Source organism: Microbacterium aureliae, assembly GCF_054780155.1.
On record NZ_BAAGWW010000002.1, the window covers coordinates 849,384 to 866,687 of the forward strand.

At 70.7% G+C, this 17,304-nt stretch carries 16 protein-coding genes; 13 read left to right on the forward strand and 3 right to left on the reverse strand.

What is annotated here, in order from left to right; translation table 11 throughout:
* Positions 1-73: 73 nt before the first annotated feature.
* Positions 74-1,690 carry a glycoside hydrolase family 68 protein gene (locus ACYVF4_RS10070; protein WP_460722258.1) on the reverse strand — a complete coding sequence of 539 codons (1,617 nt, stop codon included), beginning with the start codon at positions 1,688-1,690 and terminating at the stop codon, positions 74-76.
* A 157-nt stretch (positions 1,691-1,847) separates the two neighbouring features.
* On the opposite strand from ACYVF4_RS10070, the gene ACYVF4_RS10075 reads away from it, so the two are divergent.
* The 8 genes from ACYVF4_RS10075 to ACYVF4_RS10110 all read left to right on the forward strand — a co-directional run bounded on the left by ACYVF4_RS10075 (position 1,848) and on the right by ACYVF4_RS10110 (position 10,823).
* The gene (locus ACYVF4_RS10075) at positions 1,848-2,147 is read left to right on the forward strand and encodes a putative quinol monooxygenase (RefSeq protein WP_460722260.1); all 300 of its coding nucleotides are present in this window, start codon (positions 1,848-1,850) and stop codon (positions 2,145-2,147) included.
* Positions 2,148-2,283: 136 nt separating this feature from the next.
* On the forward strand, positions 2,284-3,369 hold the full coding sequence (locus ACYVF4_RS10080) for a LacI family DNA-binding transcriptional regulator (protein ID WP_460722262.1): 1,086 nt from the start codon (positions 2,284-2,286) through the stop codon (positions 3,367-3,369).
* Between the two features lie 38 nt (positions 3,370-3,407).
* Positions 3,408-4,697, forward strand: a complete 1,290-nt coding sequence (locus tag ACYVF4_RS10085; protein ID WP_460722264.1) for a sugar ABC transporter substrate-binding protein — start codon at positions 3,408-3,410, stop codon at positions 4,695-4,697.
* A gap of 63 nt (positions 4,698-4,760) precedes the next feature.
* A complete protein-coding gene (locus tag ACYVF4_RS10090; protein ID WP_460722266.1) occupies positions 4,761-5,702 on the forward strand; it encodes a carbohydrate ABC transporter permease in 942 nt (313 codons plus the stop codon).
* A gap of 1 nt (position 5,703) precedes the next feature.
* A complete protein-coding gene (locus tag ACYVF4_RS10095; RefSeq protein WP_460722268.1) occupies positions 5,704-6,657 on the forward strand; it encodes a carbohydrate ABC transporter permease in 954 nt (317 codons plus the stop codon).
* On the forward strand, positions 6,654-7,583 hold the full coding sequence (locus ACYVF4_RS10100) for a carbohydrate kinase family protein (protein WP_460722270.1): 930 nt from the start codon (positions 6,654-6,656) through the stop codon (positions 7,581-7,583). Before ACYVF4_RS10095 ends, ACYVF4_RS10100 begins: the two co-directional genes overlap by 4 nt.
* Before the next feature lie 126 nt (positions 7,584-7,709).
* The gene (locus ACYVF4_RS10105; protein WP_460722272.1) at positions 7,710-8,663 is read left to right on the forward strand and encodes a family 43 glycosylhydrolase; all 954 of its coding nucleotides are present in this window, start codon (positions 7,710-7,712) and stop codon (positions 8,661-8,663) included.
* A gap of 63 nt (positions 8,664-8,726) precedes the next feature.
* Positions 8,727-10,823, forward strand: coding sequence for a glycoside hydrolase family 32 protein (locus ACYVF4_RS10110; protein ID WP_460722274.1), 2,097 nt, complete (start codon positions 8,727-8,729; stop codon positions 10,821-10,823).
* 24 nt (positions 10,824-10,847) lie between these two features.
* Here the strand turns inward: ACYVF4_RS10110 and ACYVF4_RS10115 are convergent, their stop codons facing one another.
* Positions 10,848-11,792, reverse strand: coding sequence for a Ppx/GppA phosphatase family protein (locus ACYVF4_RS10115; RefSeq protein ID WP_460722276.1), 945 nt, complete (start codon positions 11,790-11,792; stop codon positions 10,848-10,850).
* A 105-nt stretch (positions 11,793-11,897) separates the two neighbouring features.
* Here ACYVF4_RS10115 and ACYVF4_RS10120 point away from each other — a divergent pair, with 105 nt between their 5' ends.
* On the forward strand, positions 11,898-12,062 hold the full coding sequence (locus ACYVF4_RS10120; protein ID WP_460722278.1) for a hypothetical protein: 165 nt from the start codon (positions 11,898-11,900) through the stop codon (positions 12,060-12,062).
* A gap of 33 nt (positions 12,063-12,095) precedes the next feature.
* Here ACYVF4_RS10120 and coaA read toward each other — a convergent pair whose 3' ends face one another.
* Positions 12,096-13,073, reverse strand: a complete 978-nt coding sequence (gene coaA / locus ACYVF4_RS10125) for a type I pantothenate kinase (RefSeq protein ID WP_460722280.1) — start codon at positions 13,071-13,073, stop codon at positions 12,096-12,098.
* 96 nt (positions 13,074-13,169) lie between these two features.
* Here coaA and glmS point away from each other — a divergent pair, with 96 nt between their 5' ends.
* Genes glmS through tsaE form a run of 4 tightly spaced genes read left to right on the forward strand, consistent with a single transcriptional unit; the run spans position 13,170 to position 17,047 of the window.
* Positions 13,170-15,023, forward strand: coding sequence for a glutamine--fructose-6-phosphate transaminase (isomerizing) (gene glmS / locus ACYVF4_RS10130; RefSeq protein ID WP_460722282.1), 1,854 nt, complete (start codon positions 13,170-13,172; stop codon positions 15,021-15,023).
* A 40-nt stretch (positions 15,024-15,063) separates the two neighbouring features.
* On the forward strand, positions 15,064-15,429 hold the full coding sequence (locus tag ACYVF4_RS10135; RefSeq protein ID WP_460722284.1) for a holo-ACP synthase: 366 nt from the start codon (positions 15,064-15,066) through the stop codon (positions 15,427-15,429).
* Positions 15,426-16,550 (forward strand): alanine racemase, encoded by a 1,125-nt coding sequence (gene alr, locus ACYVF4_RS10140; protein WP_460722286.1) that lies wholly within the window; start codon positions 15,426-15,428, stop codon positions 16,548-16,550. Before ACYVF4_RS10135 ends, alr begins: the two co-directional genes overlap by 4 nt.
* Before the next feature lie 50 nt (positions 16,551-16,600).
* A complete protein-coding gene (gene tsaE, locus ACYVF4_RS10145; RefSeq protein ID WP_460723114.1) occupies positions 16,601-17,047 on the forward strand; it encodes a tRNA (adenosine(37)-N6)-threonylcarbamoyltransferase complex ATPase subunit type 1 TsaE in 447 nt (148 codons plus the stop codon).
* The last annotated feature ends 257 nt before the right edge of the window (positions 17,048-17,304 follow it).

The window sequence follows — 17,304 nt, forward strand, 5'->3', positions numbered from 1 at the left end:
CCGGTCGGGCGAGGGGTGACGGGCGGGTGCCCCGGAACGACACGCGTTCCGGGGCACCCGTGGGTGGTGAGGATCAGCGCTGGGGCTTGACCTGACCGCCGGCATTGAGGTTGAGGTTCGCCGGGATGTCGGCCCAGCCGCCGAGGCCGCCGTCGCCGTAGGAGTAGTCGACGCTCGTGGTGTCGCCGTCGATGTCGATCTTCACCGTCGGGGCGAGGGTGCCGCCGCGAACGAAGTCGTCATGCGTGCCGATGGTGTCGATGAACGACTGCACGAGGCCGCCGGGCATGACGTAGTGCGAGTACGCCTGGAAGTGACCCGGGTGCTGGTTGTAGTCCGGCGCGAAGGGCTGACCACCCGCGAAGTTCAGGTTGGTCGGGTTGCCCAGGGCCAGGCCCGATCCGCCGTTGACCGGCTGGAAGTCGGAGCGGATGCCGTCGCCCACGAACGCGTACACGCCCTCGGGCCCGTCGATGCCGGACGCGTAGGTGCCGCGGTGCGTGATCGTGAACAGGTACGCCTTGCCGTCCTTGAAGACGAACTGCGGGCGCTCGGTCTGGTCGGTGACGCAGTTGGCCGACAGGATCGGGGGCAGGAACTCCCACTCGGTCAGGTCGTCGTTCGTGGCCTTGGCGAGGCCCACGTTCGCGATCTGGTACGGCGCGCCCGAGGCGTTGACCTCTTCGACCGTCTCGGCGAACGGGTCGCCGGGCTGGTAGCCGAGGTCCTCTTCGGTGCAGTAGGCCTCGTCGCGGGCCATGGCGGTGTTGCCCTCGAAGACCATGTAGGTCTCACCCGGGTTCTTCGGGTCCTCGAAGGTGAACGGGTCGCGGAAGTTGAAGTACGGGTTCTGCTCGCCGGTCTGGTAGTACGTGCCGTCGGCCTTGAGCAGGTCGTGGACCTTGTCGAAGCCGGTGAGCTTGACGTCCTTGCCGGTGACGTGGACCTTGCCCACGCTGAGCGCCAGGCGCGGGTCGTAGGGCTTGCGGTCGCTGCCGTCCTCGTTGCGGTAGAAGGCGACGTCGGTGAAGAACAGCTTCACCTCGCCACCCTTGAAGATGCGGGCAGAGCCCGACCACTGGGTCTGGTGGCTGAAGGACTTGTCCTCGAAGATCTGGCCGGTCACGCCCTCGTCGAAGACGAGGCCGCCGTAGGTCCAGCCGCCGTCCTCGGGACGCTCGTCGGCGGGGACGCCGGCGGGACGGTAGAAGTAGCCGATCTTGGCGAAGACGTGACGGTCGTCGAAGCCGAGGCTGCGGTCGGCCACGAGCGAGAAGATGATCTCCTGGCCCTTGACCGAGTACTGGTTGCCGTCCTCATCGGTCAGCGGCCAGGTGTCCCACACCCAGACCTGCTCGTCCGACATGTCGGGGAAGTCCTGCGGGACCTCGGGCATCGTGAGCGAAGCGGGCATCGAGTTCTCGCGCGAGGGGGCGGCGGGGTCGGACAGGCGCTTGAGCTGGCGGGCGTCGGCGCGGGTCCACTTCGCGGTGAAGTCGTCCTCGGGGTCGTAGGCCTGCTGGGTGTGGACCGTGGGGAGCGGGCCGTCCTGCAGGTCGGGCAGCGACGAGGCCGCCGCGGGGGTGGCGACGGCGGCCGAGGGCAGGCCGATCAGGGCGCCGGCCGCGAGGGCGACAGCCGTGACGCCGCCTGCCAGCAGGCGTCTGGTGTGCTTCGTGGGGGTATGCATCGATATCTCCTGGGGTTACGTGACGCAACATGCAAATCGATTTGCATTGCGAGTCCATAGTGCCACGGATGCCGGGAACGTGCATGTCGGACCTTTGGGGGACAAGGTGCACCCGTGCACTGGCGTGCGTATGCGCGTCAGGGCCAGACTGGGGCACATGACCTCTGAAGTCGTCCTCACCGCCGAATTCACCGCGCTGCCGGGCCACGCCGACGACGTCGCCCGCTTGATCGCCGACTACGGCGATGTGGTGCGCGACGAGCCGGGCAATGTGCACTTCGAGGTCTACCGCCGCGTCGAGGCGCCGGAGGCGTTCTTCGTCTTCGAGATCTACCGGGACCGGGCGGCCTTCGAGGCGCACCTCGCCGGCGAGGCCGGCGCGGTCTTCAATGCGAAGCTGCAGCCTCGGATCGTCGAGGACGAGAGCGTCCTGCACTTCCTGCTGCCGGTGCGCTGACTCTTCGCGAAGCCCGGAATTCCGCCGCTCGCGGCGCTCGTTCCCCTCGGTTCGAAAGACGGACTTGACGGCGGCCGCCCGATGTGGTCATACTCTCTGTCGTCGGATAAATCGATTTATCACGAGGATGTGACAAATGGCCCGGGCCAAGATCTCAGACGTCGCGAAGGCGGCGGGCGTGTCGGTGACGACCGTCTCGCTCGTCATGAACGACGTCGAGTCGCGGATCTCGGCGGACACCCGCCAGCGCGTCCGCGACGCCGCCCGCGCCGTCGGCTACGCCCCGAGCTCGGTGGCCCGCGGCCTGCGCACCCAGCAGACCCGCACCGTCGGCCTGATCTCGGACCAGATCGCCACGACCCCCTTCGCCGGCCGCATGCTCGCCGGCGCGCAGGACGCCGCCCGCGAGAACGGGCACCTCGTCTACCTCGTCGACACCGTTGGAGACGCCGAGATCGAACGCGAGGCGATCCGCTCGCTCACCGCCCAGCAGGTGGACGCGATGCTCTACGCCTGCATGTGGCACCGGGTCGTCGACGTGCCCGACGGCCTTCCCGCCGACACCGTCTTCCTCGACTGCCGGCCCGCGACCGGCGGCTACCGCAGCGTCGTCCCCGATGATCGCGCGGGCGGCGCGGCAGCCGTGCGCGAGCTGCTGGCGGCGGGCCATCGGCGCATCGCCTACCTGGACACCGATGACACCCCCATCGCCTCAGGGCTGCGTCTCGAGGGATACCTCGAGGCGCTCGCCGCGGCGGGCATCACCCCCGATCCCGACCTGCACGTCAGGGGGGACACCTCCGCGCAGGGTGGACGGGCCGCCGCAGATCGGCTCCTCGACCTGCCCGTCGAGCAGCGGCCCACCGGAATCTTCTGCTTCAACGACCGCATGGCCGTCGGCGTCTACACCGCCGCGCACCATCGGGGAATGCAGATCCCGCGCGACCTGTCGATTGTCGGCTACGACGATCAGCAGCTGGTCGCCGCGGAACAAGACCCCCCTCTGACCACCGTCGCCCTGCCCCATTACGCCATGGGGCGATGGGCGATGGAGGTCGCGCTCGGCGTCCGCGCGGAAGGGGATGTGGACGCCACGCACCAGATGGAGTGTCCCGTCATCCGACGAGACTCCGTCGGCCCGCCGCCGGCACACGTCGGCAAACAGAACCGGCGACGGGCATCACACACCGAAAGGCCGCTGCTGGCGGCCCCCGACCGGTGATCGACGTGGCAGTCGATCGCCAAGAAAAGGAAATCACAATGACGCGCAGGATGACGCCGATCTTCGTATCGGCAGGTCTGGTCGGGGCACTCGCCCTGACCGGCTGCGGACAGGCCGGACAGGGCAACGGAACCTCTGAGGACGGCCGCACCGAGCTGACCATGTGGACCCACTCCGCGGGAAACCCCGCCGAGCTCGAGGTCTACGAGCGGATCATCTCGGACTTCAACGAGTCGCAGGACGAGTACGAGGTCGTCCACGAGTCGTTCCCCCAGGGTGCCTACAACGACGCGATCGTCGCGGCGGCCGCGTCGGGTGATCTGCCGTGCCTGCTCGACCTGGACGGGCCCATCATGCCCAACTGGGCATGGGCCGGCTACCTGCAGCCGCTGGGGCTGCCCACCGAACTCACCGATTCGCTGCTGCCCACCGCGGTGGGCGAGTGGGACGGCGAGATCTACTCGGCCGGCTACTGGGATGCCGCCCTCTCGATCTTCGCCCGGGAGTCCGTGCTCAACGACAACGGCATCCGCATCCCCACCGTCGAGGAGCCCTGGACGGCGGACGAGTTCGAGGACGCGCTGGCGACCCTCAAGGACGCGGGCTATGAGACGCCGCTGGACATCGGCGCCGAGGACACCGGCGAGTGGTGGCCGTACGCTTACTCGCCGTTCCTGCAGAGCTTCGGCGGCGACCTGATCGACCGCGACACGATGCTCACCGCGGACGGCGCGCTCAACGGCCCCGAGGCGGTCGCATGGGGCGAGTGGTTCGCCGGACTGTTCGCCGACGGCTACGCCGGCAACGGCGGCACCGTGGGCAACCAGGAGTTCATCGACGACGAGGTGGCGCTGAGCTACACCGGTGTCTGGAACGCGGTGGCCGCGCTCGACGCGGTCGGCGACGACCTGGCGATCCTGCCCCCGCCGGACCTCGGCAACGGCCCGAAGATCGGCGGCGGATCGTGGCAGTGGGCCATCTCGTCCAGCTGCAACGACGCCGAGGGCGCGCGCAAGTACCTGGAGTTCAGCTTCCAGGACGAGTACATCACCGAGTTCGCCGACAAGCAGGTCGTGATCCCCGCGACCGAGGCGGCCGCCCAGGCGTCGGAGTACTTCGGCGACGACGGCGAGCTGCGTCCCTTCGTCGAGTTCTCGCAGCAGTACGCCGTGCTGCGTCCCGAGACCCCCGCCTACGCGGTGATCTCCACCACCTTCGAGACGGCAGCGAAGGACATCATGAACGGCGCGGACGTCAAGCAGACGCTCGACCGTGCGGTGTCCGAGATCGACGCCAATATCGAGTCCAACGACGGGTACGGCTTCTAAGCCACTCCCATCGCGCCGGCGGGGGCCTGCCCGCCCCCGCCGGCGCTGTCGAGAAGAGCCAACATGACTGTCACACCCCCGACGGTCGCCGCCGAGCAGCCTCGGCGCGCCACCCGTCGCATCCGCTCCATCCGGGGTCGCGAGACCTGGGCAGGAATCGGGATGGTGGCCCCCGCGGGCCTGCTCCTGATCCTCTTCCTCATCATCCCGGTCATCCTCGCCTTCACGCTGGCGTTCACCAACGCACGCCTGATCTCGCCGAACCCGCCGCGCTTCGTCGGCTTCGACAACTTCATCCGCGCCTTCGGCGCCGACCCGGTCTTCCTGCAGTCGGCCGGCAACACCGCGATCTTCGCCCTCGTCGTCGTCCCCGTGCAGGCCGGTCTCGGACTCCTGCTGGCGGTCCTCGTCAACCGGCGGATGCGCGGCGTCACGGCCTTCCGCGTGATCTTCTTCATCCCCGTCGTCACGTCGATCGTCGTGGTGTCGATCCTGTGGAAGTTCATGTACCAGCGCGACGGGCTCATCAACTCCCTGATCGACGCCATCACCTTCGGCGCCTGGTCGGGCACGGACTGGCTGAACAATCCAGACACGGCGCTCGGCGCCATCATCGTCCTGTCGATCTGGCAGGCGGTGGGCTTCCACATGATCATCTGGCTCTCGGGGCTGCAGACCATCCCCGAGGAGCTGTACGAGGCCGCGAAGATGGACGGCGCCAGCCCTTGGCGGCAGTTCACCAACGTCACGTGGCCCGGCCTTCGTCCCACGATGGTGTTCGTCCTGGTGACCATCACGATCGCCGCCCTCGGACTGTTCGTCCAGATCGACGTCATGACCCAGGGCGGTCCGGTCAACTCGACCTCGACCATCGTCTTCCACGCCGTGCGCAAGGGATACCAGCAGCAGGAGATCGGCTACGCCGCCGCGATCTCGCTCATCTTCTTCGTCGCGGTGCTCGTCATCGCGCTCATCCAGCGTCGCCTGACGCGAGACAAGGACTGACATGTCGGTCACCGAACCCCTCACGTCCCCGGTGGCGGAGCCGCGCTCGCGGCGTCGCGCCACCGCGCCCCGCAGCGAGAAGGGCCAGCGTCTGCGCGGAAGGATCGCCCTCTACGCGACCATGTCGCTCTTCGCGGTGATCTTCCTGTTCCCCCTGGTGTTCATGTTCGTCTCGAGCCTGAAGCCCGACAGCCAGATCCTGCAGGACATCGATTCGCCGATGGCGTTCGTGCCGGCGGGCGACATCAGCCTGGACAACTACTTCGGCGTCTTCGACCGCGTCCCCGTCGCCCAGTTCATGTTCAACTCGATCCTCGTGACCGTGCTGACCGTGGGCCTCGGGCTCGTGGTCAACTCCATGGCGGGCTTCGCACTGTCCCGCCTCGAGTGGAAGGGTCGCTTCGTGGTCCTGGCCGTCGTCATCGCCACCCTGATCGTCCCGTTCGAGACGATCGCCGTGCCGATGGTCTACTGGGTCAACCAGCTGCCCACCCTCGTCATGGAGGGCGGCGTGCTGAAGTACGACTTCGGCTGGCTGAACACTTACGAGGTGCAGATCGTGCCGTTCATCGCGAACGCGTTCTCGATCTTCCTGTTCACGCAGTACTTCTCCACGATCCCGAAGTCGCTGGACGAGGCCGCGCGCATCGACGGCGCCAGCTGGTTCACGATCTACCGCCGCATCCTGGTCCCGCTCTCGGGCCCGGCCTTCGCGACGGTCGCGATCCTGACCTTCCTGCCGGCGTGGAACCAGTACCTGTGGCCCCTCATGGTCGTCCAGCGCGAGGAGCTGCGCCCGGTCATGGTCGGGATGCAGTACTTCTTCCAGCTGAACACCGCGTGGGGCGAGGTCATGGCCTACACGTCGCTGATCACGCTGCCGGTGCTGATCGTCTTCCTCATCTTCCAGCGGGCGTTCGTCTCGAGCATCGCCGCGAGCGGGGTCAAGGGATGACCGAGCCCCGCATCGTCGTGGTGGGCGAGGCCCTCGTCGACGTCGTGCACCGCGCGTCGGGCACCGTCGACGAGACGCCCGGGGGCAGCCCGGCCAACGTGGCACTCACCCTCGGGCGCCTCGGGCGCCGGCCGCTGCTGGTCACCCGCCTGGGTGCCGACGCCCACGGCCGAGAGGTGCGGTCGTGGCTCGAGGCGTCCCGCGTCGAGGTCGCGGCCGAGGCGGCCCCGCGCACCTCGACGGCCACCGCGCGACTGGACGCGACCGGCGCCGCCGAGTACGAGTTCGACCTCGCGTGGGAGCTCGCTCCGGATGCCGCGGCCGCCGCCGTCGCCGATGCCGCCGTGCTCCACGTCGGTTCGGTGGCAGCCGTCCTCGACCCCGGCGCGGCCACGGTGGCGGGCCTCGTGCAGGGCGCCCGCGAGCACGCGACGGTCACGTACGACCCCAACATCCGGCCGTCTCTGGTCGAGGATGCCGAGGCTGTGCGCCGCCGGGTCGCCGACCTGATCGCGGCGGCCGACGTGGTCAAGGCGAGCGACGACGACGTCCGGTGGCTGCATCCGGGGGAGGACGTCGAAGAGGTGGCGCGCCGCTGGCAGCGGACCGGTCCGGCCCTCGTCGTGGTCACCGCTGGAGCCGACGGCAGCCTCGCTGTCGTCGCCGGCGGCGTCGTCCGGGTTCCCGCGGTGCGCACCGACGTCGTCGACACCGTGGGCGCCGGTGACACCTACATGGGCGCGCTGATCGACGGAGTCGCCGCCCGGGGCCTCGCCGGCGCCGGCCGCCGGGAAGCCCTCGGCCTGCTCGATCTCGACGAGCTCGTCGAGATCCTCGAGCGATGCGCGCGGGCCGCCGCGATCACCGTCTCGCGACCCGGCGCCGACCCGCCCGGTGCCGACGAGCTGGATGCCGGGCGGCGCTGACCCGCCGCCACCCCTCACTTCTCCGGAGCGCCGCGCCGACGGCATCCGGACCCTTCACGGCATCGCCCCGATGCCTCTCACGACACGGCGCCGCCCGCGGGCGCGCCTCGACACCAAGGAATCCTCATGTTCGACCTTCCCGGCTCCTGGGTGTGGGACTACTGGTTCGCCGACGACGGCGAGAAGTACCACATGTTCTTCCTTTACGCCTCTCGCGCCCTGCAGAACCCGGACGCCCGCCACTACCGCGCCTCGATCGGCCACGCCGTCTCGACCGACCTGGTCGAGTGGACGCAGGTGGCCGACGCCCTCGTCCGCAGCGACGCCCCCGCCTTCGACGAGATGGCGACCTGGACCGGCTCGACCCTGCGCCACCCGGACGGCACGTGGTACCTCTTCTACACCGGCGCCCGCCTCAACGCCGACGGACAGAACATCCAGAGCATCGGCTACGCCACCTCGAGCGACCTGATCACCTGGACCAAGGCCCCCGGCCCCGTGCTCGAGGCGCAGGGGCCCTGGTACGAGAAGGTCGACGCCGGTGCCTGGCACGACGAGGCCTTCCGCGACCCGTGGGTGTTCCCCGACCCGGACGGCGACGGCTGGCACATGTACATCACCGCGCGCGCGCCGCAGGGCCCGGTGCACGGGCGCGGGGTCATCGGCCACGCGTGGTCGCCCGATCTGCGCGAGTGGCAGCTGCGCGAGCCGTTGTCGGCGCCGAGCGAGACCGGCTTCGGCCAGCTCGAGGTGATGCAGGTCGAGGTCGTCGACGGGCGCCCCGTGCTGATCTTCTCGTGCATGGACGGCGATGCCAGCGAGTTCCGCCGCGGCACCAAGGGCGGCACGTGGGCGGTGCCCGCCCAGAGCGTGCTGGGACCGTTCGACCTGGACGCCGCCTACCCGCTCACCGATGAGTCGCTGTACGTCGGCCGGCTGCTCCAGCGCCGCTCGGACGGCCAGTGGCTGCTGTTCGCCTTCCGCAACATCGGCGAGGACACCCCGTTCGTCAGCGGCGTGACCGACCCGATGCCCGTCGCCTGGGAGGGGGATCGCCTCGTCGTGACACGGGCCGGCTGAGCCGTGCCGGGTCGCGCCGAGCGTGCGCGGCCCGGCGAACACCGAACAGGAGGGATGACGACGATGTCATCGACCAGAAGCAGACTGTCCATCAGCACGGCGCCCATCAGCGCGCCGTCCGCGCCCGCGCGGCTCACCCCCTTCGTGCGCCGGGTCGTGGCGGCCCTCGCCGCCACCGGCGTCGCGTTCGCGGCCGGGGCGGGGGTGAGCCCGGCACTGGCGCACCAGGACGCCGAGGGCCTGCCCGCGCCGCACGGAACCGGCCCGGCGTATCGGGCGCAGTACCACCTCACGGTGCCCGACCACTGGAAGAACGACCCCCAGCGGCCGGTGTACGTGGACGGCAAGTTCCACTACTACTACCTGTACAACGGCGACTACGACGCAGATCCGTCGGCCAACTATGGCACCGAATGGCGTCTGGCGACGTCCTACGACGGCGTCGTGTTCGCCGATCAGGGAGTCGCCGCCCCCAAGAAGACCAACGCCAACTACGACCTGTGGTCCGGCTCCGCCGTCGTCGACCACGACGACACCGCCGGCTTCGGCGCCGGGGCCGTGGTGATGCTCGTCACGCAGATGGACCACCCCACGCCCGCGCAGCAGGCGAACGCGTCGGGGGCGCAGGCGCAGTTCCTGTGGTACTCCACCGACGGCGGGCGCAACTTCCGGCCGTACGGCGAGCAGCCCGTCATCGCCAACGAGGGCCGCCGCGACTTCCGGGATCCGAAAGTCGTGTGGGACGCCGAGCGCGGCCGCTGGGTCGCGCTGATCGCCGAGCGCGACCGCGTCAGCTTCTACACGTCGCCGGACCTGAAGCGCTGGACGCGCGCGTGGGAATACGTCAACGACGGCATCGGCACGATCGAGTGCCCCGACCTGTTCCGCATCCGGGCCGACGACGGCACCGTGAAGTGGGTCTTCGGGGTGAGCGCCAACGGGTACGCCACCAACGAGCCGGCGACCTTCGCGTACTGGACGGGTGACTTCGACGGCACGTCGTTCCGCTTCGACCAGACCGCGCCGCAGTGGCTCGACCACGGGTTCGACTGGTACGGCGCCGTGACGTGGGAGGACCCGGCTGCGCCGCTGGACCGTCGCTACGCCATCGGCTGGATGAACAACTGGGACTACGCGCACGTCACCCCCACGTGGACGGCGGACGGGTTCAACGGCACCGATTCGATCACCCGCGAGATCGCCCTGAAGCGGTACGGGTCGACGTTCAGCCTGGTGTCGCAGCCGGTGGCGGCGCTGCAGCGCATCGCGACGGCGCGCACGTCGCTCGGCGACGTCGCCGTCGACGGGTTCCTGCCGCTGGCCTACCGGGGCGAGGCGTATCAGGTCGAGGCAGAGGTGTCGTGGCAGACGGCGACCAACATCGGGATGCAGCTGCGCAGGTCCGCCGACGGATCCCGCCACGCCGATGTCGGGGTGACCGAGTCGTACGCCTACGTCAACCGCGGGCAGACCGGCTATCCCGCCGGGACGTGGAAGACCGAGAGCCGAACCCCGTTCGACTCCCGCGCCGGGACCGTGCGGCTGAAGATCCTCGTGGACCGCAGCACCATCGAGCTGTTCGTCGACGACGGCCGGTACGTCCACTCCAGCCAGGTGTTCGCTCCTCCCGGGGACGACGGCGTCGCCCTCTACACGTCCGGCGGGCCGGCGGTGTTCCGCGACCTGACGTTCACCGAGTTCGGCAGCGTGGTCCAGCGGCCCGCCCGCCTCATCGGCGACTTCGAGGGCGCGACATGGGGTGCCGGGTGGACGGCGACGGGCGACCTCGCGGCCGCCGGGCCGACGGCATCCGATCTGCCCGGGCAGGTGGGCCGGCGGACGGCCGACACGTACGCGGGCGGCGGCGACGCGGCCACGGGCACCGTCACGTCGCCGAGGTTCACCGTGGACCGCAACTTCGTGCACTTCCTGATCGCCGGCGGTGACCACGCCCTGGGCGTCGAGCCCGCCACCTCGGTGCAGCTGCTCATCGACGGCAGACCCGTCCGCACCGCGACCGGCGACGACTCCGAGAAGCTCCGCCACGTGGAGTGGGACGTGCGGGAGTTCGCCGGGCGGAGCGCGCAGTTCCAGATCCTCGACGACGCCACCGGCGCGTGGGGGCACCTGATGGTGGATCAGGTGACGCTGAGCGATTGACCGGGACGCGCCGGGCGGCGGGGGCTATGCGCCCGGCGCGTTCCAGTTCAGCGATTCGATGTAGCGCAGCAGCACGCCCTCGCGCAGGGCCCAGGGCGACACCTCGAGCTCGTCGACGTCCATCGCCTTCATCGCCTGATGCAGCACCACGGCCCCGGCGACGATCTGGAAGGTGCGGTCGGCGGTGATGCCCGGCAGCTCCTGGCGGGTCTGGGCGGGGATGCGAGCAAGGCGCGGGATCCACGCCTTCAGCTCTTTGCGTGGCAGGACCATGCGCTCGATGCCGGACCACCCGGGGACCGGGTAGCCGGCGAGCTTGGCCAGCGACCGGATGGCCTTGGACGACCCGACGACGTGGTCGGGGCGCGGCTGCGACGCGAACCTCTCGGCGACCGGCGCCAGCACCGCGGCCGCGTGCGCCCGCAGCGCGTCGATGGCGTCCTCGCCGGGCGGGTCGTCGGGCAGGAACTGCACGGTCATGCGGCCGGCCCCCAGGGGGACCGACTCGGCGACGGCGGGCAGCTCGTCGGCGCCGGCGGCGAGCTCGAGCGAGCCGCCGCCGATGTCGAACATCAGGATCTGGCCCGCGGACCACCCGAACCAGCGCCGGATCGCCAGGAAGGTGTAGCGCGCCTCGGTCTCGCCGCCCAGGACCTGCAGCGGCTGGCCGAGCGCCTGCTCGATCCGCGCGATGACCTCGGGGCCGTTCGCGGCCTCGCGGACGGCGGAGGTCGCCGTGGCGAGGAGCTCCTGCACGTTCTCCCTCGCGACGATCGCGCGCGCCTCGGTGACGGCCGAGACCAGGGCCCGCACGCCGTCCTCGGTGATCTCGCCGTCCGGGCCGAGATAGCGCATCAGGCGCAGCACGGTGCGCTGGCTGGTCGCCGCGAGCGGGCGACCGCCGGGATGGACGTCGGCCACGAGCAGGTGGACGGTGTTCGAGCCGATGTCGAGGACTCCCAAGCGCACGCACCCAGGGTAGTGGTGCGGGCTTGTCGTCCACCGGCCGATTCGACTTCTAGATACCCCGGGGGGTATAGTCGGATCGCACATTCCCGACATAAGGAGCGCACCATGTGCCGAGCCGTCAGCTGCCGCACCTGCGGAAAGACCACGTGGGCCGGCTGCGGCCAGCACGTCGACCAGGTGATGCGCGGCATCCCGAACTCCCAGCGCTGCGGCGGGCACGACCAGGCGCCCTCGGCGGGCTTCTTCGCGAAGCTCTTCGCGCGAGGCTGACATGATCCGGATGCCGGCACCCCGGCATCCGGATCAGAGCTTGCGCAGCAGCACCCGCTCGACGGTGTGGTCAGCCGCCTTCTCGAGCACCAGCGTCGCGCGGTGCTTCGTGGGCAGCACGTTCTCGCGCAGGTTCGGCAGGTTGATGTCGTTCCAGTAGCCCAGCGCGGTCTGGACGGCCTCGTCGTCCGACAGGTGCGCGAAGACGTTGAAGAACGAGTTCGGATTCGTGAACGCCCCGCGCCGCAGAGCCAGGAAGCGGTTCACGAACCACTGGGTGATGTGCTCGGTGTCGGCGTCGACGTAGATCGAGAAGTCGAACAGGTCGCTGACCGCGACGTCGTTCGGCGACGGCGGCGGCTGCAGCACGTTCAGCCCCTCGACGATCACCACGTCGGGCCTGCGCACGGTGACGTGCGCGTCGGGGACGATGTCGTAGCGCATGTGCGAGTAGAACGGCGCGCGCACCTCGGCCGCACCGCTCTTGACCTCGGTGAGGAAGGCGACGAGCGCCCGGCGGTCGTACGACTCCGGGAACCCCTTGCGCTCCATCAGGCCGCGCCGCTCGAGCTCGGCGTTGGGGTAGAGGAAGCCGTCGGTGGTCACCAGCTCCACGCGCGGCGTGCCCGGCCACCGGCTCATGAGCTCGCGAAGCAGTCGGGCGATCGTGGACTTGCCCACGGCGACCGAACCAGCCACCCCGACGACGAACGGCGTCGACGCCTCGGCGTCGCCCAGGAAGTCCGCGGTGTCATCGCCCAGGCGCTTGGTCGCCTCGGCGTACAGCGACAGCAGCCGTGACAGCGGCAGGTACACCTCGGCGACCTCGGTCATGTCCAGGCGGTCGCCGAGACCGCGGATCTGGACGACCTCGGTCTCGTTGAGCGGCTGGGTGCCGCCGGCGGCCAGCCGCGACCATTCGCCGCGGTCGATCTCGCGGTACAACGACAGCGCGGCCACGTCTGCGGCCTGGTCGGCGGCCAGGCGGGGGGCGTCGTCGTCGGCGGACATCGGGCCCATCGTAGCCGCCGGCTCGCGGCGGGCCGGGCCCGCGGCATCCGTTTCGCACAGCCATCTCGCAAGCGCCGGGCAGATAGCATCGTCCGCATGTGTGGAATCGTCGGATACGTGGGCCCGCGTCAGAGCCAGCCCATCCTTCTCGCCGGCCTGTCGCGACTGGAGTACCGCGGCTACGACTCGGCGGGGATCGCCGTGATCGACGGCGACGGCGACCTGGGCATGCGCAAGCGCGCCGGCAAGCTCGGCGTCCTGCGCGACGACCTCGTCGCCCACCCGCTGCACGACGGCACCACCGGCATCGGCCACACCCGCTGGGCCACCCACGGCGGCCCGACCGACGCGAACGCGCACCCGCACCTCGCCGACGACGACAAGCTCGCCGTCATCCACAACGGCATCATCGAGAACTTCTCGGAGCTCAAGAGCGAGCTCGTCGCCGAGGGCTACACCTTCCGCAGCGAGACCGACACCGAGGTGGCCGCCGTGCTGCTCGGCCGCGAGTACCGTCAGGCCGGCGGGAACCTCGTCGAGGCCTTCCGCATGGTCGTCGCCCGCCTCGAGGGCGCGTTCACGCTGCTGGCCATGCACCAGGACCACCCCGGACTCGTCGTCGGCGCCCGCCGCAACTCGCCGCTGGTGATCGGCCTCGGCGACGGCGAGAACTTCCTCGCGTCGGACGTGGCCGCCTTCGTCGAGCACACCCGCCGCGCCCTGGCCATCGGCCAGGACGAGATCGTCGCCATCACACCCTCGGGCGTCGAGGTCACCGACTTCACCGGCGACGAGGTCGACGTCGAGCCGTTCGACGTGATGTGGGATGCCGCGGCCGCCGACAAGGGCGGCTGGTCGTCGTTCATGGCCAAGGAGGTGTCGGAGGAGCCCGACGCCGTCGCCAACACCGTGCGCGGCCGCGTGAAGGACGGCGCCGTCGCCATCCCGGAGCTGGACGGCCTGGACGAGCTGTTCGCCGGCGTCTCGCGCATCATCGTCATCGCGTGCGGCACCGCCTCGTACGCCGGCCTCGTCGGCAAGTACGCCCTCGAGCAGTGGGCGCGCGTCCCGGTGGACGTCGAGCTCGCCCACGAGTTCCGCTACCGCGACCCCGTCATCGGGCCCGACACCCTGGTGGTGTCGATCTCGCAGTCGGGCGAGACGATGGACACCCTCATGGCGGTCAAGTACGCCCGCGAGGCCGGCGCGAAGACCCTGTCGATCTGCAACACGCAGGGCGCGACGATCCCGCGCGAGTCCGACGCGATCGTCTACACCCACGCCGGGCCCGAGGTCGCCGTCGCCTCGACGAAGGCGTTCGTCGCCCAGATCACCGCGCTGTACCTGCTGGCCCTGCACATCGGCCGCGTGCGCGGCGCGCTCACGGCCGAGCAGGCCGCCGAGAACGTCCGCGAGCTCGAGGCCGTGCCCGACAAGATCCAGCACATCCTCCACCGCCAGCAGAGCCGCATCGAGCAGTTCGCCCACTGGATGGCCGACACGCGGTCGGTGCTCTTCCTCGGGCGGCACGTCGGGTACCCGATCGCCCTCGAGGGCGCGCTGAAGCTCAAGGAGCTGGCGTACATCCACGCCGAGGGCTTCGCCGCCGGCGAGCTCAAGCACGGGCCTATCGCGCTCATCGAGCCGGGCCAGCCCGTGTTCGTCATCGTCCCCTCGCCCCGCCAGTCGGCGCTGCTGCACTCCAAGGTCGTCTCGAACATCCAAGAGATCCGCGCGCGCGGCGCCCGCGTCATCGCCATCGCCGAAGAGGGGGATGCCGCGGTGCTGCCCTTCGCCGACGAGGTGCTGCACATCCCGCTGGCCGGCCCGCTGTTCGAGCCGCTGCTGGCGGTCGTGCCGCTGCACATCTTCGCGATGGGCCTCGCCACGGCCAAGGGTCTGGACGTCGACCAGCCCCGCAACCTCGCCAAGTCCGTCACGGTGGAGTGATCGCGCCGGCGCGGCCGCGCGTGAGAGGGAGGGAGGTCGCATGATCGTCGGAATCGGCGTCGATCTGGTCGATATCGCCCGCTTCGAGCGCACCCTCGAGCGCACCCCGCGCCTGGCCGAGCGCCTGTTCTCGGCGGCGGAGCGCGAGCTCAAGCCCCGTTCGCTCGCCGCCCGCTACGCCGCGAAAGAGGCGCTGATCAAGGCGCTCGGCGGCTCCGACGGCATCCACTGGACCGAGATCGAGATCACGCCCGAGCCCTCGGGTCGGCCGTGGTTCACACTGTCGGGATCCACCGCCCGGACCGTCGCCGAGCGCGGCATCACGACGCTTCACCTGTCGATGTCGCACGACGCCGGGCTCGCGACGGCATACGTGGTGGCAGAGACGGCGGGGGCGGGCGCATGAGCCGCCTCCCCGCGGGCGTGATGCGCGAGGCCGTCGTGGATGTGACGGCGATCACCGCCAACGTCCGGCACCTGCGCCGGCTCACCGGCTCCGAGGTCATCGCCGTGGTCAAGGCCGACGGGTACGGCCACGGCGCGGCGCGCTCCGCGGCGGCCGCGCTCGAGGGCGGTGCGTCGCGCCTGGGCGTCGCCGACATCGCCGAGGCGGTGGCCCTCCGCCGCGCCGGCATCGACGCGCCGCTCGTCGCCTGGCTCCACGCGCCCGGGGCGTCGTTCGCCGAAGCCGCGGCGCTGAGCGTCGAGCTCGGCATCTCGAGCTTCGAGCAGCTGCTGCAGGCCGCGGGCGCAGCATCCGCCGATCGTCCCGTCGCGGTGCACCTGAAGCTCGAGACCGGTCTCGGCCGCAACGGCGTCCCGCCGGGGGACTGGCCGATGGTCGTCGCCGAGGCCGCGCGGCTCGAGCGCCTCGGCAAGCTGCGCGTCGTCGGGATCTTCAGCCACCTCTCCAACACCTCGGATGCCGATGACCGGGCGGCGCTGCGCGCCTTCCACGACGGGCTCGGCGTCGCGGCCGCGGCGGGTCTCGCCCCCCAGCTGCGGCACATCGCCGCCACCCACGCCGCGATCGACCTGCCCGAGGCGCGCCTGGGCTGCGTGCGGCTCGGCATCGGGATCTACGGGCTGTCGCCCTTCGCCGACCGCACCTCGGCCGACCTCGGCCTGCGCCCCGCGATGACCCTGCGCGCCGCCGTCGCGGCCGTGCGGCGGGTGCCGGCGGGGCAGGGGGTCTCGTACGGCTACCTGCATCGCACCGACCACGAGACGACCCTCGCCCTCGTGCCCCTCGGCTACGCCGACGGCGTGCCGCGGCAGGCGTCGGAGTGGGGGCCGGTGACCATCGGCGGGCGCCGGTTCACGGTCGCGGGCCGGATCGCCATGGACCAGTTCGTCGTCGACGTCGGCGATCACCCCGTCGCCGTGGGCGACGAGGCGGTGCTTTTCGGCGACCCGACCCTCGGGGTCCCCTCCGCGGACGACTGGGCCGACGCGGCAGGAACCATCAACTACGAGATCGTCACGCGCATCGGTCCGCGGGTGACGCGACGGCAGGTGACGCAGTGACCGGGCTGGACGAGCTCGTCGGACGCCGCGAGGTCGACTCGCCCGATGCCATGGAAGCCCTGGGTGAGCAGATGGGCAGGATGCTGCATCCGGGTGATCTGGTCGTTCTCACGGGACCCCTCGGCGCCGGCAAGACGACCCTCACCCGCGGCATCGCCGCGGGTCTCGGCGTGCGGGGACCCGTGCAGAGCCCGACCTTCGTCATCGCCCGCACCCACCCCTCGCTCGTGGGCGGCGCACCCCTCGTGCACGTCGACGCCTACCGCCTGGGCTCGGCGGTGGAACTCGACGACCTCGACATCGACCTCGACGGCTCGGTGACGATCGTCGAGTGGGGCCGCGGCATGGTCGACGGCCTGCGCGACACGTGGTGGGAGGTCGAGCTCGACCGCGAGTGGCACGGCCACGGCGTCGACAGCGCATGCGGCACCACCGGCCGCGAGGCCGAGCTCGACGCCGACGCCCCGCGCGTGGTCACCGTCACCCGCCGGCCGTAGCCGCCCGCGCGGGGCGCTTGGGTTCGGGCTGCGGTCCGGGGCTCGAGTGCCGGCGGTGTGCTGGGGTGGGGTCCTGAGCGCTGGGGCGCACGTTCGCTGTTGCGGCGGTGCGGATCTGGTGCGCCGCAGCAGGAAACGGGCGCCGTAGTGAAATTCCGGATGCTGCGAACCTGCGCCGCAGCAGAGAACCTGCGCCCCAGCGCCCCGCGCACACCGGCCGCCGCCGGGGGCGCCTCGCCGGGCGACTACCCTGGAAC

Bases quoted from the DNA above. Each gene is read 5' to 3' on its own strand.
- ACYVF4_RS10135 (WP_460722284.1), top strand. From the start codon at position 15,064: ATGATCGTCGGAATCGGCGTCGATCTGGTCGATATCGCCCGCTTCGAG.
- ACYVF4_RS10105 (WP_460722272.1), top strand. From the start codon at position 7,710: ATGTTCGACCTTCCCGGCTCCTGGGTGTGGGACTACTGGTTCGCCGAC.
- ACYVF4_RS10080 (WP_460722262.1), top strand. From the start codon at position 2,284: ATGGCCCGGGCCAAGATCTCAGACGTCGCGAAGGCGGCGGGCGTGTCG.
- tsaE (WP_460723114.1), top strand. From the start codon at position 16,601: ATGGAAGCCCTGGGTGAGCAGATGGGCAGGATGCTGCATCCGGGTGAT.
- alr (WP_460722286.1), top strand. From the start codon at position 15,426: ATGAGCCGCCTCCCCGCGGGCGTGATGCGCGAGGCCGTCGTGGATGTG.
- coaA (WP_460722280.1), bottom strand. From the start codon at position 13,073: ATGTCCGCCGACGACGACGCCCCCCGCCTGGCCGCCGACCAGGCCGCA.
- ACYVF4_RS10100 (WP_460722270.1), top strand. From the start codon at position 6,654: ATGACCGAGCCCCGCATCGTCGTGGTGGGCGAGGCCCTCGTCGACGTC.
- ACYVF4_RS10075 (WP_460722260.1), top strand. From the start codon at position 1,848: ATGACCTCTGAAGTCGTCCTCACCGCCGAATTCACCGCGCTGCCGGGC.
- ACYVF4_RS10110 (WP_460722274.1), top strand. From the start codon at position 8,727: ATGTCATCGACCAGAAGCAGACTGTCCATCAGCACGGCGCCCATCAGC.
- glmS (WP_460722282.1), top strand. From the start codon at position 13,170: ATGTGTGGAATCGTCGGATACGTGGGCCCGCGTCAGAGCCAGCCCATC.
- ACYVF4_RS10085 (WP_460722264.1), top strand. From the start codon at position 3,408: ATGACGCGCAGGATGACGCCGATCTTCGTATCGGCAGGTCTGGTCGGG.
- ACYVF4_RS10070 (WP_460722258.1), bottom strand. From the start codon at position 1,690: ATGCATACCCCCACGAAGCACACCAGACGCCTGCTGGCAGGCGGCGTC.
- ACYVF4_RS10120 (WP_460722278.1), top strand. From the start codon at position 11,898: ATGTGCCGAGCCGTCAGCTGCCGCACCTGCGGAAAGACCACGTGGGCC.
- ACYVF4_RS10090 (WP_460722266.1), top strand. From the start codon at position 4,761: ATGACTGTCACACCCCCGACGGTCGCCGCCGAGCAGCCTCGGCGCGCC.
- ACYVF4_RS10095 (WP_460722268.1), top strand. From the start codon at position 5,704: ATGTCGGTCACCGAACCCCTCACGTCCCCGGTGGCGGAGCCGCGCTCG.